This is a genomic window from Streptomyces sp. NPDC086147, assembly GCF_040702165.1.
In the GTDB taxonomy this organism is placed as follows: Bacteria; Actinomycetota; Actinomycetes; order Streptomycetales; family Streptomycetaceae; genus Streptomyces.
Genome location: NZ_JBFBJO010000006.1, coordinates 146,016 through 162,485 on the forward strand (window position 1 = coordinate 146,016; position 16,470 = coordinate 162,485).

20 protein-coding genes are annotated in these 16,470 nt (G+C 69.6%); 12 read left to right on the forward strand and 8 right to left on the reverse strand.

Translation table 11 applies throughout. The features are described 5' to 3' along the window. Positions 1 to 23: 23 nt before the first annotated feature. From AB0398_RS15990 to AB0398_RS16025, 8 genes are all read right to left on the reverse strand, one after another. Complete coding sequence (locus AB0398_RS15990) at positions 24 to 386, reverse strand: hypothetical protein (RefSeq protein WP_366375472.1); 363 nt, start codon at positions 384 to 386, stop codon at positions 24 to 26. 207 nt (positions 387 to 593) lie between these two features. Beyond that, entirely contained in the window at positions 594 to 1,097 is a 504-nt protein-coding gene (locus AB0398_RS15995; RefSeq protein WP_366375474.1) for a hypothetical protein, read from the reverse strand. 346 nt (positions 1,098 to 1,443) lie between these two features. Continuing rightward, a complete protein-coding gene (locus tag AB0398_RS16000; RefSeq protein ID WP_366375475.1) occupies positions 1,444 to 1,737 on the reverse strand; it encodes a hypothetical protein in 294 nt (97 codons plus the stop codon). Between the two features lie 155 nt (positions 1,738 to 1,892). After that, positions 1,893 to 3,812 (reverse strand): hypothetical protein, encoded by a 1,920-nt coding sequence (locus AB0398_RS16005; RefSeq protein WP_366375477.1) that lies wholly within the window; start codon positions 3,810 to 3,812, stop codon positions 1,893 to 1,895. Positions 3,813 to 4,323: 511 nt separating this feature from the next. Continuing rightward, the gene (locus AB0398_RS16010) at positions 4,324 to 4,506 is read right to left on the reverse strand and encodes a hypothetical protein (protein WP_366375479.1); all 183 of its coding nucleotides are present in this window, start codon (positions 4,504 to 4,506) and stop codon (positions 4,324 to 4,326) included. Between the two features lie 5 nt (positions 4,507 to 4,511). After that, complete coding sequence (locus AB0398_RS16015; RefSeq protein WP_366375481.1) at positions 4,512 to 4,751, reverse strand: DUF2188 domain-containing protein; 240 nt, start codon at positions 4,749 to 4,751, stop codon at positions 4,512 to 4,514. Between the two features lie 732 nt (positions 4,752 to 5,483). Then, positions 5,484 to 6,293 carry a protein phosphatase 2C domain-containing protein gene (locus AB0398_RS16020; protein WP_366375483.1) on the reverse strand — a complete coding sequence of 270 codons (810 nt, stop codon included), beginning with the start codon at positions 6,291 to 6,293 and terminating at the stop codon, positions 5,484 to 5,486. 1 nt (position 6,294) lies between these two features. Further along, complete coding sequence (locus AB0398_RS16025; protein ID WP_366375484.1) at positions 6,295 to 7,131, reverse strand: sigma-70 family RNA polymerase sigma factor; 837 nt, start codon at positions 7,129 to 7,131, stop codon at positions 6,295 to 6,297. A 518-nt stretch (positions 7,132 to 7,649) separates the two neighbouring features. On the opposite strand from AB0398_RS16025, the gene AB0398_RS16030 reads away from it, so the two are divergent. The 12 genes from AB0398_RS16030 (at position 7,650) to AB0398_RS16085 (ending at position 16,469) form a co-directional block, all read left to right on the forward strand. After that, positions 7,650 to 7,913 carry a DUF6284 family protein gene (locus tag AB0398_RS16030; protein ID WP_366375486.1) on the forward strand — a complete coding sequence of 88 codons (264 nt, stop codon included), beginning with the start codon at positions 7,650 to 7,652 and terminating at the stop codon, positions 7,911 to 7,913. Positions 7,914 to 7,933: 20 nt separating this feature from the next. Beyond that, positions 7,934 to 8,248: a hypothetical protein gene (locus AB0398_RS16035; RefSeq protein ID WP_366375488.1), complete on the forward strand. Its 315-nt coding sequence runs from the start codon at positions 7,934 to 7,936 to the stop codon at positions 8,246 to 8,248. Beyond that, on the forward strand, positions 8,245 to 9,276 hold the full coding sequence (locus tag AB0398_RS16040) for a DUF2637 domain-containing protein (RefSeq protein ID WP_366375490.1): 1,032 nt from the start codon (positions 8,245 to 8,247) through the stop codon (positions 9,274 to 9,276). The genes AB0398_RS16035 and AB0398_RS16040 overlap by 4 nt, the downstream gene beginning before the upstream one ends. Continuing rightward, on the forward strand, positions 9,273 to 9,503 hold the full coding sequence (locus AB0398_RS16045; RefSeq protein WP_366375492.1) for a hypothetical protein: 231 nt from the start codon (positions 9,273 to 9,275) through the stop codon (positions 9,501 to 9,503). Before AB0398_RS16040 ends, AB0398_RS16045 begins: the two co-directional genes overlap by 4 nt. Further along, positions 9,503 to 9,841, forward strand: a complete 339-nt coding sequence (locus tag AB0398_RS16050) for an RRQRL motif-containing zinc-binding protein (protein WP_366375494.1) — start codon at positions 9,503 to 9,505, stop codon at positions 9,839 to 9,841. Before AB0398_RS16045 ends, AB0398_RS16050 begins: the two co-directional genes overlap by 1 nt. Positions 9,842 to 9,857: 16 nt before the next feature. Beyond that, positions 9,858 to 10,097 carry a hypothetical protein gene (locus AB0398_RS16055; protein ID WP_366375495.1) on the forward strand — a complete coding sequence of 80 codons (240 nt, stop codon included), beginning with the start codon at positions 9,858 to 9,860 and terminating at the stop codon, positions 10,095 to 10,097. Then, on the forward strand, positions 10,094 to 11,674 hold the full coding sequence (locus AB0398_RS16060) for a hypothetical protein (RefSeq protein WP_366375496.1): 1,581 nt from the start codon (positions 10,094 to 10,096) through the stop codon (positions 11,672 to 11,674). The genes AB0398_RS16055 and AB0398_RS16060 overlap by 4 nt, the downstream gene beginning before the upstream one ends. Next, on the forward strand, positions 11,674 to 13,794 hold the full coding sequence (locus AB0398_RS16065; protein WP_366375497.1) for a hypothetical protein: 2,121 nt from the start codon (positions 11,674 to 11,676) through the stop codon (positions 13,792 to 13,794). Before AB0398_RS16060 ends, AB0398_RS16065 begins: the two co-directional genes overlap by 1 nt. A 246-nt stretch (positions 13,795 to 14,040) precedes the next feature. Next, the gene (locus AB0398_RS16070; protein ID WP_366375868.1) at positions 14,041 to 14,523 is read left to right on the forward strand and encodes a hypothetical protein; all 483 of its coding nucleotides are present in this window, start codon (positions 14,041 to 14,043) and stop codon (positions 14,521 to 14,523) included. 45 nt (positions 14,524 to 14,568) lie between these two features. Then, a complete protein-coding gene (locus AB0398_RS16075) occupies positions 14,569 to 14,745 on the forward strand; it encodes a hypothetical protein (RefSeq protein WP_366375498.1) in 177 nt (58 codons plus the stop codon). Between the two features lie 162 nt (positions 14,746 to 14,907). Further along, positions 14,908 to 15,636: a DNA methylase gene (locus AB0398_RS16080; RefSeq protein ID WP_366375499.1), complete on the forward strand. Its 729-nt coding sequence runs from the start codon at positions 14,908 to 14,910 to the stop codon at positions 15,634 to 15,636. Further along, positions 15,633 to 16,469 carry a bifunctional DNA primase/polymerase gene (locus tag AB0398_RS16085; protein ID WP_366375500.1) on the forward strand — a complete coding sequence of 279 codons (837 nt, stop codon included), beginning with the start codon at positions 15,633 to 15,635 and terminating at the stop codon, positions 16,467 to 16,469. Before AB0398_RS16080 ends, AB0398_RS16085 begins: the two co-directional genes overlap by 4 nt. Position 16,470: the final 1 nt, after the last annotated feature.

Here is a 16,470-nt window from a genome sequence, read left to right on the forward strand (position 1 = left end):
GCCCACCGACAGCGCCCCCGACCTCAGCGCGGCTCCGACGGCTCGACCCGCCCGAGCACCTCCGCGAGCGGAACGCCGGTCCGGGCGGCGGCGATGCGCCGGGCCCGCACCTGGGCCCGCGTCCGGGGCCGGAACTTCGGCTCCCGCCCGCATCCGCACCCCTCGAACCCCTCGTACCGCAGCCCGGCCCCGAGCACGACCGCGACGACCGACCACGCCTTCCGGTTGCTGCGCCGGGGCGCCGCGAAGTCGTGCCCGGCGCACAGCATCGGCTCGGAGCAGCGGGGACACGGATGCCCGGCGCCGTTCGGGTGCCGCTTGAAACTGATCCGGCACGAGACGCACGCGTAGTGCAGCTTGTAGTGGACGAAGGCGTAAGTACACATGCCCGGACCGTACTTACGGAGCCAGGCGACCGACCACCGGATAACCACGGCCCTACAAGACGAACCGCCGCCCGTCATGAGCGCGTACATGAGGCACGGCCCCGTCGAGGGCATCGAGGAGCCGCACGGCGTACACCTCGTGCGGCAGGACGGCTCGGAGGCCGTGGGGAAAACGCCGTCGGCCTCGGACCGTCCCGCGACGGCCGTTCACGGCTCCGGGAACGGCGGGGTGCCGTCCAGCACCCGCAGCAGCCTCCGCGCGGGTCCGGCCTCCTCCGGCCGTACGGACGAGGCGAGGCCCTCGACGGTCGGTCGGCCCGCGTGGACCGCCGCCCTTGCGGCCGTCTCCCAGCCGGTCTGCCGCCGGTAATCCGCGTCGTCCCTTCGGCCCCGGGTCGCCGCGGCGGCGGAGTGCCACTGGTCGGCCCGGCAGATGCTCCCCAGCAGGTCCAGCAACTCGGGCTTGCACGCCACGTGTGGGGAACCGGCCAGTTCGAGGAGGAACGGGACCACGGGAGCCGTCGCCTCGCCGACGACGAACCCCAGCGCGCAGACCGCGTCGCCCAGGTCGTCGACGGCGACGCGGGCCGCGCTCTCGTCCCCGTACGCGATCCGGGACAGCAGCGGAGGAACACCGTCGGCAGCGGCCCCCGTAGCGTCGCGCAGCTCGCCCCAGCGAACCCCGGAGACGCCCCTCAGCAGACTTCCCACGTCCCGTGCTCCTCGTCAGGTCCTCGTGGCGGGCGGGACGCGTCGGGGCCGGCGGTTTCCGACCACCGGCCCCGGCCGCGGGTCCGGAGCCTCGCCCGCCCCTACAGCACCGGCAGGTTCTTCCGCAGCTCGAACGCCGTGACCTCGGAGCGGTACTCCTCCCACTCCTGCTTCTTGTTGCGCAGGAAGTGACGAACCTCCGTGCCAGCCTGCGGGACTTGCCGTTGATCCAGGCCGCAACGACCGAGGACCGGTGGCTGCTGGTGAGTATCGGTGCCCCTGGGCCACTCTCGGACGGCCCAGAGACGGCCCGACTTCCCGCTGCCCGTAAGCCGCTTCAACAGCGCTACTGCTCCTCGTCGTTGCGCTCCAGCACCAATCCGACGGACCCATCCTCCAGCCCGTTGCTCTCCTCAAGGTGGAGGTGCGCCCCATCAGGAACGCCCTCACCGGCCAACACCAGCAGGTGCCCAGCCAACGTCCTGAGCCCCGCCGCATTTGCCTCGATGACGACCTCTCCCCCGAGATTACGTACCTCGATCCGTGCGTCTGAGTCCCATGTGAAGACCAGCCCGGCCCCATCCACCACGGCTTCGACGCGAGTGCTCTGCGCCGGGGCACCAACGAAGTTAGGTTTCATACACCCCATGATGACGTCGACGCACGCGGCTCCGGAGGGCGCGTGTGCATCACGCGTACATGCTGGTCAGCGTGTCGAATGGCTTCGGCAGGGGAGTTCTCGTCCGCAGATAGGCCACAGCGGTTGTCTCGGAGCCTCGGCAGGACGCTGGCCCGCTAGCGAGAGTTAGCCTTCCCGCCGAAGAGGCCACCACCCTGCGTCAGAATCCGCTGCTCAACGTTTACGAGTCCAAGCAGGGCTGCCGTCAGTGCTTGAGGAGTGAGCAGCTCACTTACGTCGTCCTTGCCGATGGCAACCGACTCGCCGGACTCTGTGCGCGCCACGAGCGTTCCGTTCAGGTTCTGAGCGTGTACGACGTGTGCGACGGCCTCCTCACCGTAGACTCGTTGGATGAGCCTGCGTACCTGGGAAGAGTCAGGCTTAGGCCAAACCTCATTCGACCAGTAGTGGAACTCTTGCTGAAACACCGGGTGATCAGTATTGAGATATACGACCCCTCGGTGATCCAGTCCGTCGACCTTACGCGTTTCATTCTGTACGTAGCGTGCGAGGTACTTGGCCTCCTCTACGTCAAAGGACGCCCATACGAATGCCGGATAGCCGCCCCGCGTAGCAGTGGCAGCACCAGTCAGCGATCCGCCCCGCGCTGGCTGCAACACTTGGCGGGGGGCGCTTGTTCCACGGACCGTGGCACTGCTCCGCCCTGACCCGGTCGAAGACGGCCTCTCGCGGCGACCTGCCACGGCTGTTCCCGCTGGGACGCCGAGGATCCGTCCTGCGGCCGAGGTGGTAAGACGCGACGCCTTGAAACGAGCGTTCAGTCGATCCAAGATGCGTGTGATGTTCTTTCCCATCGAGGCATCTGAGCGTGCGCCGTTCTGGCTGCGGATCTCATCCAGGACCTTCTTGAGTGGTTCCGGGAAGTCTGCGAAGAAGCGATCCCCCCACTCCTCCCATGGGAGTTCACCACCACCCTTGGTGATGAGAATGTGCCGAGAGGCCTGGGTGAGCACACCCCACTGAGTCGGCCGGCTGTCGCTGAACACCGGCGGACGCAGGATTACCCATGTGCGGCCTTTGATCTCGTCCGTGATGCCGAACTGCCGGTACCTGTGCTTGGTATGGTCTGCGTGGTACGCCTCACCCTGGTAGTCGACCACCACAACAGGCCGCTGGGCGATGTAGTCGTTGGTTCCCTTTACTGGGGCGTCAGGTTCGGGAATGTAGAACCACTCGGCTAGCGTCCCGTGATCATCGACCCGGACGATGCCCGTCAGGAACGTCTCGGGAATGTAGTGGCGCAGGCCGTAAACGCGCCTGGGTCGCCAAACCATCGACGTTCCGTCAGGCAGTTCGACCGTCTTATCCTTGGTCCCCCGACGCTCCGTCTCACCCTTGCGGTAGAGGTCGATGACTGTTGTTTCCAGCGGTTTGTTCTGCCGCTCCGGGACCTCAATCACCCGACCGTTGAGGTAGCGCACGAGCCCGTCCACGGTCTCCTGCCTGGCAGGGTCAGGATCCCCTTGCCAGGTATCGCTCTCAGCGGAAGCGCCGAGGAGCACCATGATGGTCCCGGTTGTCATCCAGTCGGGGCGAATCTCTCCCCAGTGACAGCCGTGTTCCTCGTCTTCGTACGGGACCATGACGTCTTCACGGCCGAGATACATCCCGTCCTCGTCGTGGACGTCCCACTCCTTGAACGTGTAGCTGTCACCTTCGCGCTGGATCCAAACCATCGCACCATCGGGTGCCTGTTCGGTGTAGCTGATGACCACGACCCCGTAGGGGTTCCAGGGTAGGACCGAAGCCTTGAACCCCTGACCGAAGTTCCCGTCGACACCGATCGGCTTGCCGCCGCCACCGAATGAAGAAAGGAAGACCAGGAGGTCATCTGGAACCATTCCCGATCCGTTGTCCAGAATGGTGCGCCGAAGAACACCCTTGTTTCGTGCGGCCTGTTCCTCGATACCGAAGTGGATGACTGAGGCGCCACTCTCTTCAGAGTTTCGCCACGCCTCTCGCGCCCACTGGTAGGGTCCGCCAGCCTCGTAAGCCTGACGAATGAGGTTCTTCACCGCATTTACGGGGACGTGAACTTTTCGAGCCATATTCTTCTGTTCTCCCTGCTCTTCCTAGAACGAAACGCCCTAGAAACCTTGCAAGAGCGCTTGCCCTTGCGCGGCTCACCGTACTCCCTTGAAGCGGCATGAGGCTACAGGCGTCTCACCAACTGCGTCTTCTCTAGGCGGGGTTGCCTCCACTCTGCGGTGGTGCTGCCCGTCTTGAAGACGTGCGGAGGATCCATGGCGGCATGGGGGGCACCCCCTCTTCAACTGCCGGCGCCACCAGGTGGTGTGGCTCTCACCTATGCTGACGGTCGGCAGGTGTCCGCGCTTTTCCGCCGCTGTTCGTCGGCGTTGCCCCGCAGTTAGACACCCGCCGCCCAACAGCCAATTGGGCGGCAGTGGATGGCGAGAGCGGGTACCCCGGAGCATCCTCGGTGGGATGCAGGGGCACCCGCTGCTGTTCGCTGGTTACCGCTAGGTCTGGCACGCATCTGACACGTACCGCAGCGAGGTTGTGCTATCAGGTGGCAGGCTGAGTCATCTCGACGGTGAAGGTGCGGTCTGCTCGCATCCTAAAGATGACCTGTGAGCCGCCGTCCGGGCTGAGGCCGTAGAAGTCGATGAAGTCTCCGACGGTCTTGAAGCCTGTGGCGGAGACTTCCCGCTCATCGCCGTGACCCTGGTTGATCGTGTAGGTGTTCATACCGATCAACCCTTGGAGCGCTTGGGGTCGTTACCCGGCTTTACGGTGTTCTGCTCGCGCACCTGCCCGTTCTTGCCCCGGATACGAACCTCGCCGCCACCGTCGTTGGCGACGATCTTCTTGGCTCGGGCGACAGCCTCGGCCTGGGTCGGGAGTACAGCGCTGGCGCGATCGGAGCCCGGCTTAGTGACGGCCCATCCGTCCTCGTGCGGGGATACATCTCTTGTGTTCGGCTGGTCTGCCATGGCAGATCCTTTCCGAGGCGCGCCGCATGGACGCCGGCGTCTTGGAAGAACTCGAAGATGCCGGTAGGGTCCGAGGGCGCGACCAACGCACTAGGTCCCATGCCACGCGTCCGACCTCATTCGGGCCCCTGGGTGGGGCCTGCTTTGGGTTGACGGCACTAGTGAAGCACCTTTGAGCGCCCGTCAGCAAGCAGAACCCCAAGATATGGTGGGTGTGCGGCCATCGAGGCACAACATCTAGTGCCGGATGGCGGAGCTCAACACAAGGATACCGCTGGGCACCGACAACTCTCGGGCTCTGGAGACGTGTTGAGCCTCGGCAGCAAGTTGTGCCGCAGTATCCCCATCCCGCTCCAACTCCCATCCCGGAGCCTGAGCGCCCCCGCCGGAGGCATGTCGGTGACCTTGGGCATCGGACGCGGTTGGGGCTCGACTCATGCCCATGGGCCTATCCCGTCTTGCAGGGGCGGGCGTCGGCGCAGCGGGGGCGGAGCGGGCCGAAGGCAGGAGCGGCGCCCCGAGCGGAGCCGGGAAGCCCGCCCGGCGGAGCGGTAGCGCAGCCGGGTGCCTTGACGAAGTAGGGAAACTTCTACCGCATCCCACCTTGCCGGTTTTCAAGACCGATCGGCGGACAGCACGCTTACATCGCCTGCCCTGCGGCTTTCCCGCAGGGCATCACTATGCCGAGACCCTGGCCCATACATGGCCCACGGGCCTCTCTGAACAGCCCTTTTACGGACGGATGTAGAGCGCGGTCGCATCGTCGTGCTGCTTGCTCCGCGGCCATCGCTCCAGGGAGGCGTCGCCTCGTTCCGCGTCACGCACCCGCTCGACAAGCCGCTCCGGGCCCTGCTCTTCGAGAATGTCGAGGCACCCCTCCCAATCGGCCAGAGCGAAGGGGGTTACGAGCCGGGCCGCCCCATCCGTCATCAGGGCGGCCCGGGTGACGTCCCTGCGGGAACAGGACCCGTGCAAAGCCTCTTCGGCGGCCTGAGGGTCCGCCGCCGCCACCCAGTAGCCACCCGTGCGGTTCCGGAGGGCTCGCTCCGCCCGTACGAGCTGGGCATGAAGCTGGAGACGTTCGGCAGACCCCGGTACGGTGGCCGCCATGGCTGACCTCTCACCCTGGGCGACGTAGGCCAGACGATCGTCCGAGATCGCCTCCACGGTGTGCCCGCGTTCAAGAACGAGGGTGCAGTCCCCCAGCACCAGCCACTCCACGACGTCCCCACGCGCGCGAAGCACTGCGAGGGTCGCTGACGGCGAAAGCGGGTCGTCCACGGCGCAGGTGTCGCGGTGGGTCTCCGCCGTCTGCTCGATGGCCGAGGCCAGAGCGTCCCCGAGGCTCGAACCCCGGCTCGCCTGCGCACGTAGTGCCGTACCCAGGGTCCTGACGAACCAGGCGACACCGTGAACGCACGGCAGGTTCATCGTGCTGGGCATGCCAGCGCCGTCGAGGAGCACGGCCATCTGGTCGTCCCAGGCCGAGAAGTCCTCGTTCTCCCGGCCGGGGCAACCGCTGCTGAAAGCCTCGACGCGCACTTCAGGCGGCCTCGTGGAGCAGCACGCCGCTGGCAGATCGGCTCGCCGTCACCGACTTGCCCTCTGGCGTGTAGTCGCAGGCCACGACCATGGAGAACGGTGAGGTGCCAGCCTCCTCGTAGAGGTAAGCGAGGTTCTCCGACAGGTAGTGGGCCACGCCCAGCGAGCCCACAGCGTGCACTCCGGCGATCAGGAGGAACGTTCCCTGCCCGTCCGGCCGGGGGAGCCTGCCCAGGTAAGCCACGTCCGCCGGCGTCGCATTCTGCGGGTCGTCGCTCGGCGACGCGTAGACCTTGCCGCTCTCCCGCTCGACGAGGGCCCACCGCCCGTCCGGCAGCGTCTCGAACGCCAGCCGGGGGTCCTGGCCGAACACGGCTGCCACGGCGTCGGAGCTCTTCGGCCCGCAGACGACGACGAGGTCGTCCCGGTTGAGGTCGATCTCCCCGGAGACCGGGATGTACTCGAGCTCTCCGTCGAGCTGAAGGCTCTGGGCCAGCGCCAGCATCCGCTGTCCCGTCGAGCTGTCCTCGACCGCCACGTACTCCCGCTCACCGGGGCGCGTCGGCACAGCGACCTGCACGTACTGGGCCCCCAGGAAAGCCCGCTCGGGGGGCGGGCCGGCATCCCGGAGCTGGGCGACACGCGCACGGCTCACGCCCATGAGTTTGGCGACGTCAGCCATGGAGTGACCGTTTTTACGCAGCCACGCGATGCTCTCTTTGCGCATGCGTGAGGTCTCGATGACGGCAGCCTGCAACTCCGTCATGAGGTCAACCGCGGCTTTGACGCGCAGGGCGTGGTCCTGCATCGCCGAGACTCGCCGGACTTCCTCGATCAATGTCCCTGCCTCACGTATCGCCTTGGAGAAGTGCTCACAGGACACATGTTAAGGGGGGGTTGACACCAACCGCCAGACGCCGCCATGCTCTGTGGCAACCCCCCCTTAACAGGAGGGGCTCCAGATAGCTCCGGTGGTAACCCTCCCTTGCCATTGGGGGCGGCGCCTGGAGAGCTCCGTGTAAGCGGGACGGCTCGATAGAAGCGACAGCTCCTTGAGAACTGAACAGAGTGCTGAGGTATCCGCCCCCCTCCAGCGACAAGCGGGCGGCGTGCGCGGGTCTTGTCCTCGCGTACGGATCAGCGCAACTCAATCTCTCCGCCCCGTCTCACGGCGGGCTGCGGCCGGTTGCCTCCTCCGTCCGTCCGGCGCCCCTTCACCGGGGCTGCCGTACGGGCGGGGTCGAGGGGAGCCGGAGCTGAACCCCCGAGCTTCAACGGCATGAACCCCCGGTGCTCCAACACCGGGGGTTCGGTACGGGCCGTTCCCACCCCCTTATGACGAAGGGAGCACGACCCATGAAGTCCATCATCACACTCCCCGCCTCCAGTGCGGAGCTGGCGTTCGACGGTGAGCCGTCGGACGCGGAGCTGGACGCGATCGAGATCGAGATGCCGCTGATCGAGGCGGAGGTTGACCTGCTCGACGTGGAGATCGCGCTGCTGGACCGGTCGGTGAGCGTGCTGGACGCCCAGCGGCTGCGCCGGCACCGGCGCCGGGTGCTGGCGGCCCGCCGGGACCTGACCAACCGCACCGCGGTGCAGTCGGGCGGTGCGGCGTGAACGCCCGGACGCTCACAGACATGGCGGCGTCGCTGACGGCGCTGGCCGCGCTGGGCGCGATGTTGTCGCACCTGCCCGCGCCGAATGTGGACCTCTGCCCGGTCTTCCCCGACCGGCTGCGTCTGTCGCTTCACGACGACCTGGGCGCGTTCGAGGCGTGGCGCGAGGCCCTGAACATCGACCCGACGGCGGTTGTTCACCGCGTTCAGGGAAACGGCAGGACTCAGGTTCTGAAGGTTCATGGCCGCTTCGCCGGCGCCGACATCGAGCTGGTCGGCTTTACCCCCACCCCGGCCGTGGAGCCGCTTGTGGCGGGTCTGGGGGCGGTGTCGTGAACGGTGTTCAGATCCGTTCAGCCGAGCAAGCCCTGAACATCGGGACGTGGCTGATCGTGTGCGGGGCGATGCTCTACTCCGTCCTCACCGTCACGCCGCTGATGCGGGCCCACACCTCGGACGACTGGGACTGGACCGCCCCGATCCTGCCCATCGTGGTGGACGCGGCGGTGGTCATCGTGGTCCGGCTCGACTCCGTCCTGGCCCGCCTGGGCGGGGAGGGCGGGCGGTGGCCGGTGGTGCTGCGCTGGATGACCGGCGCCATGACCCTGGCCCTGAACGTCGCCGACTCCGCCTTGAAGAAAGACCTGGTCGGCGTGGCCGTGCATGCGGTGGCGCCGTTGCTGCTGATCGTCACCGCCGAGACCGGACTCGCCTACCGCCGCGCCATCACCGCAGCCGTGACGGGCCTGGAGGAGCGGGAGCGGGCCGAGCGAAAGCAGCGCGAGCAGGAAGCCCGCCGGCAGGCCGAGGAAGCCGAGCAGGCCGAGCGGCGGCGGGTGGATGAGGAGGAGCGGCGGGAGCGGGAGCGGCGGGAGTTCGACGCGAAGCTGGCCCGTGAACAGCGCGAGCACGAAGCAGCCCTGGCCCGTGAACAGGCCCAGCGGGAAGAGCGCGCACAGCAGGCCGAGCGCGAGCGGATCGAGAACGCGGAGCGGGCGGCGCGGGAGGCTCGTGAACGCGATGAACGCGCCCGTGAACAGCAGCGGCTGGAACGTGAACGCCGTGAACGCGAGGCCGCCGAGCGGGCCCAGCGCGAGCGTCGCGAGGCCGCCGAGAGGGCCGCCCGTGAACAGCGGGAGCGGGAGGAGCGGGCGGAGCGTGAACGCGCCGAACTCCTGGCCGCCGGCCCCGCCGAGGAGCAGCAGGAGAAGGAACTGGCCCTGCGGACGGTGGCCGCGGCGTTCGCCGCCGGACTGTCGGTGCGGCAGGCCGCCGAGCTGTGTGGCTGGTCGACCGGCTGGGTCACCGGCCACTACCAGAAGCTCCGTGACACCACCCCGGCTCTCGAAGGAGCGTCCCGGTGAAGCTCTCCGCGCACACCAACCCGCCCGAGCCGGACGATCTGCTGATCCGGTTCCACAACCAGGTCGGCGCCGCCGTCGACATCACCGGCAGAGAGCATGGGCACTCCGCGCGCTGGCACTGCCACGGCTGTGGCGACCGCTTCGGGGAGCACGGCCTCTCCCTCGCTCGCGGCGACGCGAACGAGCACGCCACCACCTGCCGGGCCTCTCACCACCGGCTCGGCTGATGGGCGCCCTGCCCGTCTACCGCTGGCACCTCGCCCCGGAAGGCCTGGTCACCTTCCGACAGCTCCGCGCCCTCGGCCTGCGGCCCAGCGGTCAGCCGGTGGTGGCCCAGCTCGAACGGCCCCGCCGCCGGCGCGGCCCGCTGGTCGCCTACCTCTACCGCGTCGACCAGGCCAAGCCCGTTCGCCCCATGACCCCCGCCAAGCGGGCGGCCCTGGAGCGCGCGAACACGGCCCGGCAGGTCTGCCCCGAGTGCCGGCGGGATGCCGGATACCGCATCCCCGCCTCGCTGGGCATGTGCGTCCCCTGCGCGGACGCCCCCACCCCATTGGCTTCCTGATCTGGAGGTTTCCCTCGTGGATCGCCCCACCGCGCAGGGCTCGCACGTCTACGTGCTGACCCTGCAGAACCCCCAGCACAGTGCGTGCACCCTGTCCGGCACCTACACCCCGCCCCCGGGTATGACGCGCTTCGACGTCCTGACCCAGCTCCGCATCGACATGGTCCGCCAGTACCCCTCCATGGAGGGCGCGGTGGTCGTGTACTTCGCCCTGGAGCCCAACCACCTCACCCCCGCCGGGGAGGTGGCCCGATGACGGACCTCAACACCGAGCAGGTCACCGTCCCCGCCCCGCCGGTTCCGCCCACCCTTCCGCCCCCGCCGCCCGCCGAGCAGGCGACGGGCAAGGAGAGCCCGAGGGTGGAGCACACGGCGGGTGGGTGGCCGGTGGTGCCGCTGGCCACGACCGGCGCGAACAGCACGGTCACCGGTCTGGCCGCCGCCGCCCTGGTCGGCGGTCCGGCCGGTATCGCCACCGCAGTCGCCGGCATGGCGGTCGTCGGTGGCGCGGTCCTGGCCCGCCGGGCGGCCCGCAACCGCACCGCCAAGACCACCACCCGCGCCGGGACGAAGACCAAGAACGTGCCCACCGCCCGGGCCTCCCGGCAGAGTCCCAGCAGTACACGGGGCGCCGGCACCACGAGTACGGGTGCGAAGCGAAGCGGCTCCGGCGCGCCATCCCGCTCCGGCAAGCCCACCCCGGGCAAGAGCCGCTCCGCCGGTGCGACCGCTTCGGGCGTCTCCTCGGCCCGGGCGGGTCGGTCGGCGGGGCGGGTCGGGCAGGTGAAGGCACTGCGGCAGGCCGCGAGCACGTCGGCGCCGACCCGGTCCCAGCGCCGCACCCAGGCCACGCAGAACCGGCGGCTCGTCGCCGACACCCGGCGCAACAGCCCCATCTCCCGCCAGAATGCCCGCACCGGCAGTTCCGTAGGGGCGGGTACCTCGGGCCTGAAGAACCAGGGCCGGAGCCTGGCGTCCAAGCTGGGCGGGAAGGCCCGGGCCGGGCGTGACACCGCTGTTCAGCGGGCCCGGGCGGTGCGGGACCGGCAGGCGGCGAAGGCAGTGGACGCTTCCCGCGGGAAGGTCCGCGCCGCCCTGACCGCGAAGCAGAAGCGGGCCATGACCCGGGCGGTGCGCAAGCAGGCCCGCAAGGCGCTGCGGAAGTCGGCGCTGCGTAAGCAGGGCCGTCGCCTGCTCGCCGCCCTCCTGGCCGCCCCTGTCGGTGTGCTCGGTCTGCTGGCCACGCCGCTGGGTCGCAAGCTCGGGATCAAAGCCCTCCAGCACCCCGGCCGCCGCCTCTACCGGCGCCTGATGCGCACGGCCGAAGAACAGCAGGCCCTGCGCGATCAGAAGATCCGTGAGCAGCAGGCGACCGCCGAGGCCGCCATCGACGCCGACCCGGCTTCTGAACAGCAGATCGGCGGCACCGTCCAGCGCCCCACCTTCCTCACCCCCGCCCTGCCCGCATCCCCTGTGGAGGTCGTGAACGTGTCCGGTTTCAAGTTCGAAGAGGCCGCCGCCGAGATGGAGAACGCGGCCCGCACCTACGAGCCCGAGACGGCCATGGAGATCCTGTCCATGGTCGACAACCTCCCCGACGCCCTCACCAGCGTCGCCAACACCTTCCGCATCCTGGCCGAGCGCTCCGACTCGGAGTTCCCGCTGGAGAAGGACATCGCCGGCGCCTTCGACGAGATCTACGGCGCCCTGATGCGCGCGGTCGACTCCTCCGCCGACCTCGCCCCGCTGTTCCGGCAGGTTCACGAGCACGACATCGCCCGGCACACCGACCCCCGCAACGGCCCCGAGGCCGAGAAGGGCTGGAACGTCTGATGAAGACCACCACCGACACCGTCACGACGGGGCCGGTGTGGGACTGGGCGGCCGGTCACGGACCCGTGACCGGCGCCCTGTCCGCCACCACCGGCGCCCTCGCCCTCGCGACCACCGGGGCGGCCACCGGCATGCCGCCTGCCTGGGCCCTGGCCGTCGGCACCGCCGGCGCGATCGGCCACACCATCTCCACCCTCCGCGAACGCCTCTCCGCCCGCACCCTCACCCTCCGCGCCTCCTCCTGGCTCCTGGGCGCCGGGTGGACGACGTGGGCAATCGCGGACGGGCCGCTGACCTGGCAGGCCATCGGCTCCCTCGCCGTCCTCGGCGTCGGCATCGGCACCGCATCACGGACGGTCAGCCTGTACGAGGACGCGCGGGAGCTGGAGCTGATCGCGCTGGCGGACCGGCAGGTCAACGCCGAGATCCAGGCCGAACGCCGCACCCTGGCGGCCGAGTGGGTCGAGCGGATCCAGCGCGTCTGCGGCGTCACGGTCACAGTGCTGGCGATCGAGAAGTGGCCCACCGCCACCGGCTTCACCATCGACGCCGAACTGCCCGGCGCGACCACCTACGACCGGATCGCCAAAGACTCCGCCCTGCTCTCCGCCGACGCCCGCCTCCCCCACGGCTGCACGGTGGCGGCCACACCGGGCATCCACCAGGGCCGGGTCCTGATCGACGTCTCCACCGTCAACGTCCTGGAAGGCAAGATCCCCTACCCCTCGGAGTACGGGCCGCTGTCCGTCCACACCGGTATCCCCTGGGGCATCCGGTCCGACGGGCGGGAGATCCCGGTCTTCCTGCGCGAGCAGTGCGGGCTGGTGGTCGGCCCCACCGGATCGGGCAAGACCAACTTCGTCCACACCATCCTGGCCGGGTTCGCCCGTGCCACCGATGTCCTGACCTGGGTCATCGACCTCAACGCCGGATCCGCCGGCCTTCCGTGGGTGCGCCCCGCCCTCGACGGCGACGGCACCCCCGACCGGGAGACCCGGCCCGGGATCGACTGGCTCGCCTCCACGGCGGAAGAGGCCGAGCTGATGCTCGACACCGCGCTGCGGATCGGCAAGCACCGCAAGGTCGTCTACCAGGACCTCATGGCCCGGGCGGACACCGACCTGCTGCCCATCTCCGCGCAGATCCCGCAGATCATGCTCGTGATCGATGAAGGCGCCGAGATCCTGGCCAGCAACGACCCGAGGATGCGCAAGCTGGCCGCGAAGATCTTGGAGGTCATCCGGCTGCTGCGCGCCATGGGCCTGCGCACCGTCCTGACCGCCCTGGGGGCGACCGGGGCGGTGCTGGGGAACCTGATGATCCGCCGCGAGGCCAAGGCCCGCGTCTGCCTGACCGGCGGCGAGGTCGAGGGCATGGACCTGTCGAAGATCTTCCCCGGCACGAGGGGCCTGCGGGTCGACCAGGCGCCCTACAAGGGCGCCGGGTTCATCGGCACTCCGGAGACCGCTCCGGCCCTGTTCAAGTCCTGGCGGATCAAGCCCCGCCAGATCGCCGACATCGTCCACACCACCTCCGCGCTCCACCCGCGGTTGGACGAGCCGTCCGCCAAGGCCGCCGGACCCGACTACGCCCGCCGCTGGGACAGCGACCGCACCGCCTGGATGCGCACTACCGACGGCACCGGCACGCGGCCGGTTCCGCCAGCCGAGTCCCGTCCGGCGCGTCCGGGCGGGTTGAACCTCTCCGCCCTGCGCGACGCCCCCGCGCCGGACGCTCCGGTGGCCGACGAGGACGCGCTCGCCGCACAGTTCATGGCCCAGATCGACGCCCAGTTCGGCACCACCAGCGAACCCACCGCCCCGGCCGGGAATGAGCCGGAGAAGCCGCGCGGGTTGAACCTGTCGGCGTTCCGGATCGAGCAGCAGGACAGCGAAGCCCGCACCGCCGCACTCGCCGTCCTCCTGGCCGCCGGCCCCGAAGGCACCGGCGCCTCGGCCATCGCCCGCACACTCGGCGAACAGCACGGCACGAGTCGGCAGACCGTGGTCGGCTGGCTCAAGGAATGGACCGAGGAAGGCATCGCGGTCCGCGTCGGCACGGGCACCAAGACCCGCTACATCCACCACCGCCACACCCCCGGCACCCCCGCCGAGGGCTGAGCTTGTCGCCTGTCGCCACCCACCCCCGAGAACCCCCCTGGCGGGCTCTCGGAGGGCCGGAAGGCTTGTCTGAGCTGGGAGGCGACAAGCGACAAGACAAGACAAGCGACAAGCCACACGACAAGCACGCGACAAGCCGGACGACAAGTCAGGCGACAAGCAGACCATCGGGCAGCACCCCACACATCGGGGTGCTGCCCGGCCCGTTGAAGGGATCCCGTTGTGCCCGAACCCACTCCGTACGAGATCACCACCCCGCACCCCTTCACACCGCCGCGGCTGCCCGGCGGGCAGCCGGTGATCCTGCCCGCCGAGATCCCGCCGGGCGTCGACTGGGTCACCCTCCCCAACGGCGTTCGCACCCTCGCCTACACCCACCCCACCGCCCCGCAGCAGGTTCCGCTTACGGTCTCGCAGCCGGTTCCGGCGTGGGCCAAGACCACCGCCCTGCTCGCCCCCACCGTCGGCGGCGGGATCGCCGCCGGCGGCATCGGCCTCTCCTACGCCGCCCCAGGACTGATCGCCATGAGCCACGCCCTGTGGTCCGCCGCCGCCCTCGTCGTCGCCGCCGTCATCGCCGTTCCCGTCCTGCTCCGCACCGCCCGCCGCTCTCTCGGCAGCGGAACCGGTCCGGGCGTCGGACAGGACGGTGGGTCGACGTACATCACGCAGAACATCACCGCCAGCGGCATGTTCGGCCGCGCCAACGGCACCATCAACCACCGCTGAGGAAAACCATGCTGCGCCTGCGCTTGCGCGTCACGGACTGGTCCCGTGGGCCCTGCCCCTCACCGCCGCCCCCACCCCGACTGCCCCTGCTGCAACGGCGCGGGCGGCCACGCCTACGACTACGGCGACTACGAGATCGGCGAGTACGCCGGCACCGAGTGGGACCCCTGTCCCTGCCGTACCTCGTCAACCGGTCCGTGGAACGACGAACCGCCCTTCTAGTCACCAGGGACATGCGGCCTTCTCGCCCACCCATTGACCGGTAGGGCTCGGAGCAGTTCGACCTGTTCGCCGCGTGACAGCACAAAGGGCGGCCCGCCATCTCGCCAAAGACCGGGCCGCCCTCACATCCAGAACCGGACAAGAGAACTGGAGACACCCAGCATGACTCAACCCACCGACATTCGGCGAGAGCACCCCGCCCGACCGTTACTGCTGGATCTGTTCTGCTGCGCCGGCGGCGCGGCCATGGGCTACCGGCGGGCCGGGTTCGACGTCGTCGGCGTCGACATCGCCCCGCGCCTGAACTACCCCTTCACCTTCCACCGGGCCGACGCCCTGGAGTACCTGACGGACCTGATCGCCACCGGCGAGATCGAGCGGTTCTCGTTCGTCCACTCCTCCCCGCCGTGCCAGGACAAGTGCAACCTGACGATCGGCACCAACCGGTCCAAGGGCTGGGGCGGCACCCACGTCGACCTCGTCCCGCCCACCCGGGTGTTGTTGGAGGCGTCCGGGCTGCCGTACGTCATCGAGCAGCCCAACGGCCGCGCCGAGATCCGCAAGGACCTGACCCTGTGCGGCGAGCAGTTCTCCCTCGGGGTCCTGCGTCACCGCAACTTCGAACTCGGCCGCTGGAGCGTCACCCAGCCCGCCCATCCCAAGCATCGGGGACGGGTCCGGGGGTGGCGGCACGGCGAGTTCCACGACGGCCCCTACGTCGCCCCTTATGGCAACGGCGGCGGCAAGCCCTCCGTGGCGGAACTCCAGACCGCCATGGGCATCACGTGGACCGACGTCCGCGAGGAGTTGACCGAGGCCATCCCGCCCGCCTACACCCACTGGATCGGCGCCCAGTTCCTCGCCCGGGTGCGTGCGGGGGTGGCCGCGTGAACAGCATCCCCACCACCGCCCTCGGCCTCGCCGAGCAGGGCCTGCCGGTGCTGCCCCTGCGAGCCGACAAGCGCCCCTTCGGCCTCTGCCGCAACTGCGAGGACCTCGCCTGCGGCGGCCGACCGAACATGCGGACCCCCGGCCCGTGCGCCTGCCCTTGGCCGTGCCACGGCTGGGCCGCGGCCACCACCGACCCCGGCGTCGTCGCCTCCCCGCAGTGGGCGGCGGCGTGGCGGCGGGCGCGGACGATCGGCTACCACCCCGGCGGCGGCGGCGTGACCGTGGTCGACCTCGACAACCAGGCCGCCGTCACCTGGGCCCGCTCCACGCTCCCGCCCACCACGACCGTGGCCACCACGCGCGGGCAGCACTGGATCTACCGGGGCACCGTCCGGTCGGTGAACGCCGTCCGCGACGGCGTCGACATCAAGTCGACCATGTCCTACGCCCGCTGGCTCGGCCCCGGCACCGGCCCCATGACCGACGTCCCGGCCGCCGTGCACGAGCTGGTGAAGGTGAAGCCCGCCGCACGGCCCGCGCCCCGCGCCGTCGCCGTGCCTGCCCCGGCTGGCAGCGGGAAGTGCCTGCATCGCTCGCCGGTCTACCTGGAGCGCGGGATCGCCATGGCCGAGCAGCACATCACCGCCGCCACCAGCGGGGTGCACGCGGCGGTGTACCGGACCTTCCTCGCGGTGCTCTCCGCCCACGGTCGCTGCGGCTGCCTCACCGAAACCCACATCGGCCGCCTGTTCACCGCCGCCCAGGCCAAGGGCGAGTCCCCGCGGCACTGCACGGACGCGTGGGCGAATGCCTCCACGGCTCTGGGGATGTGAC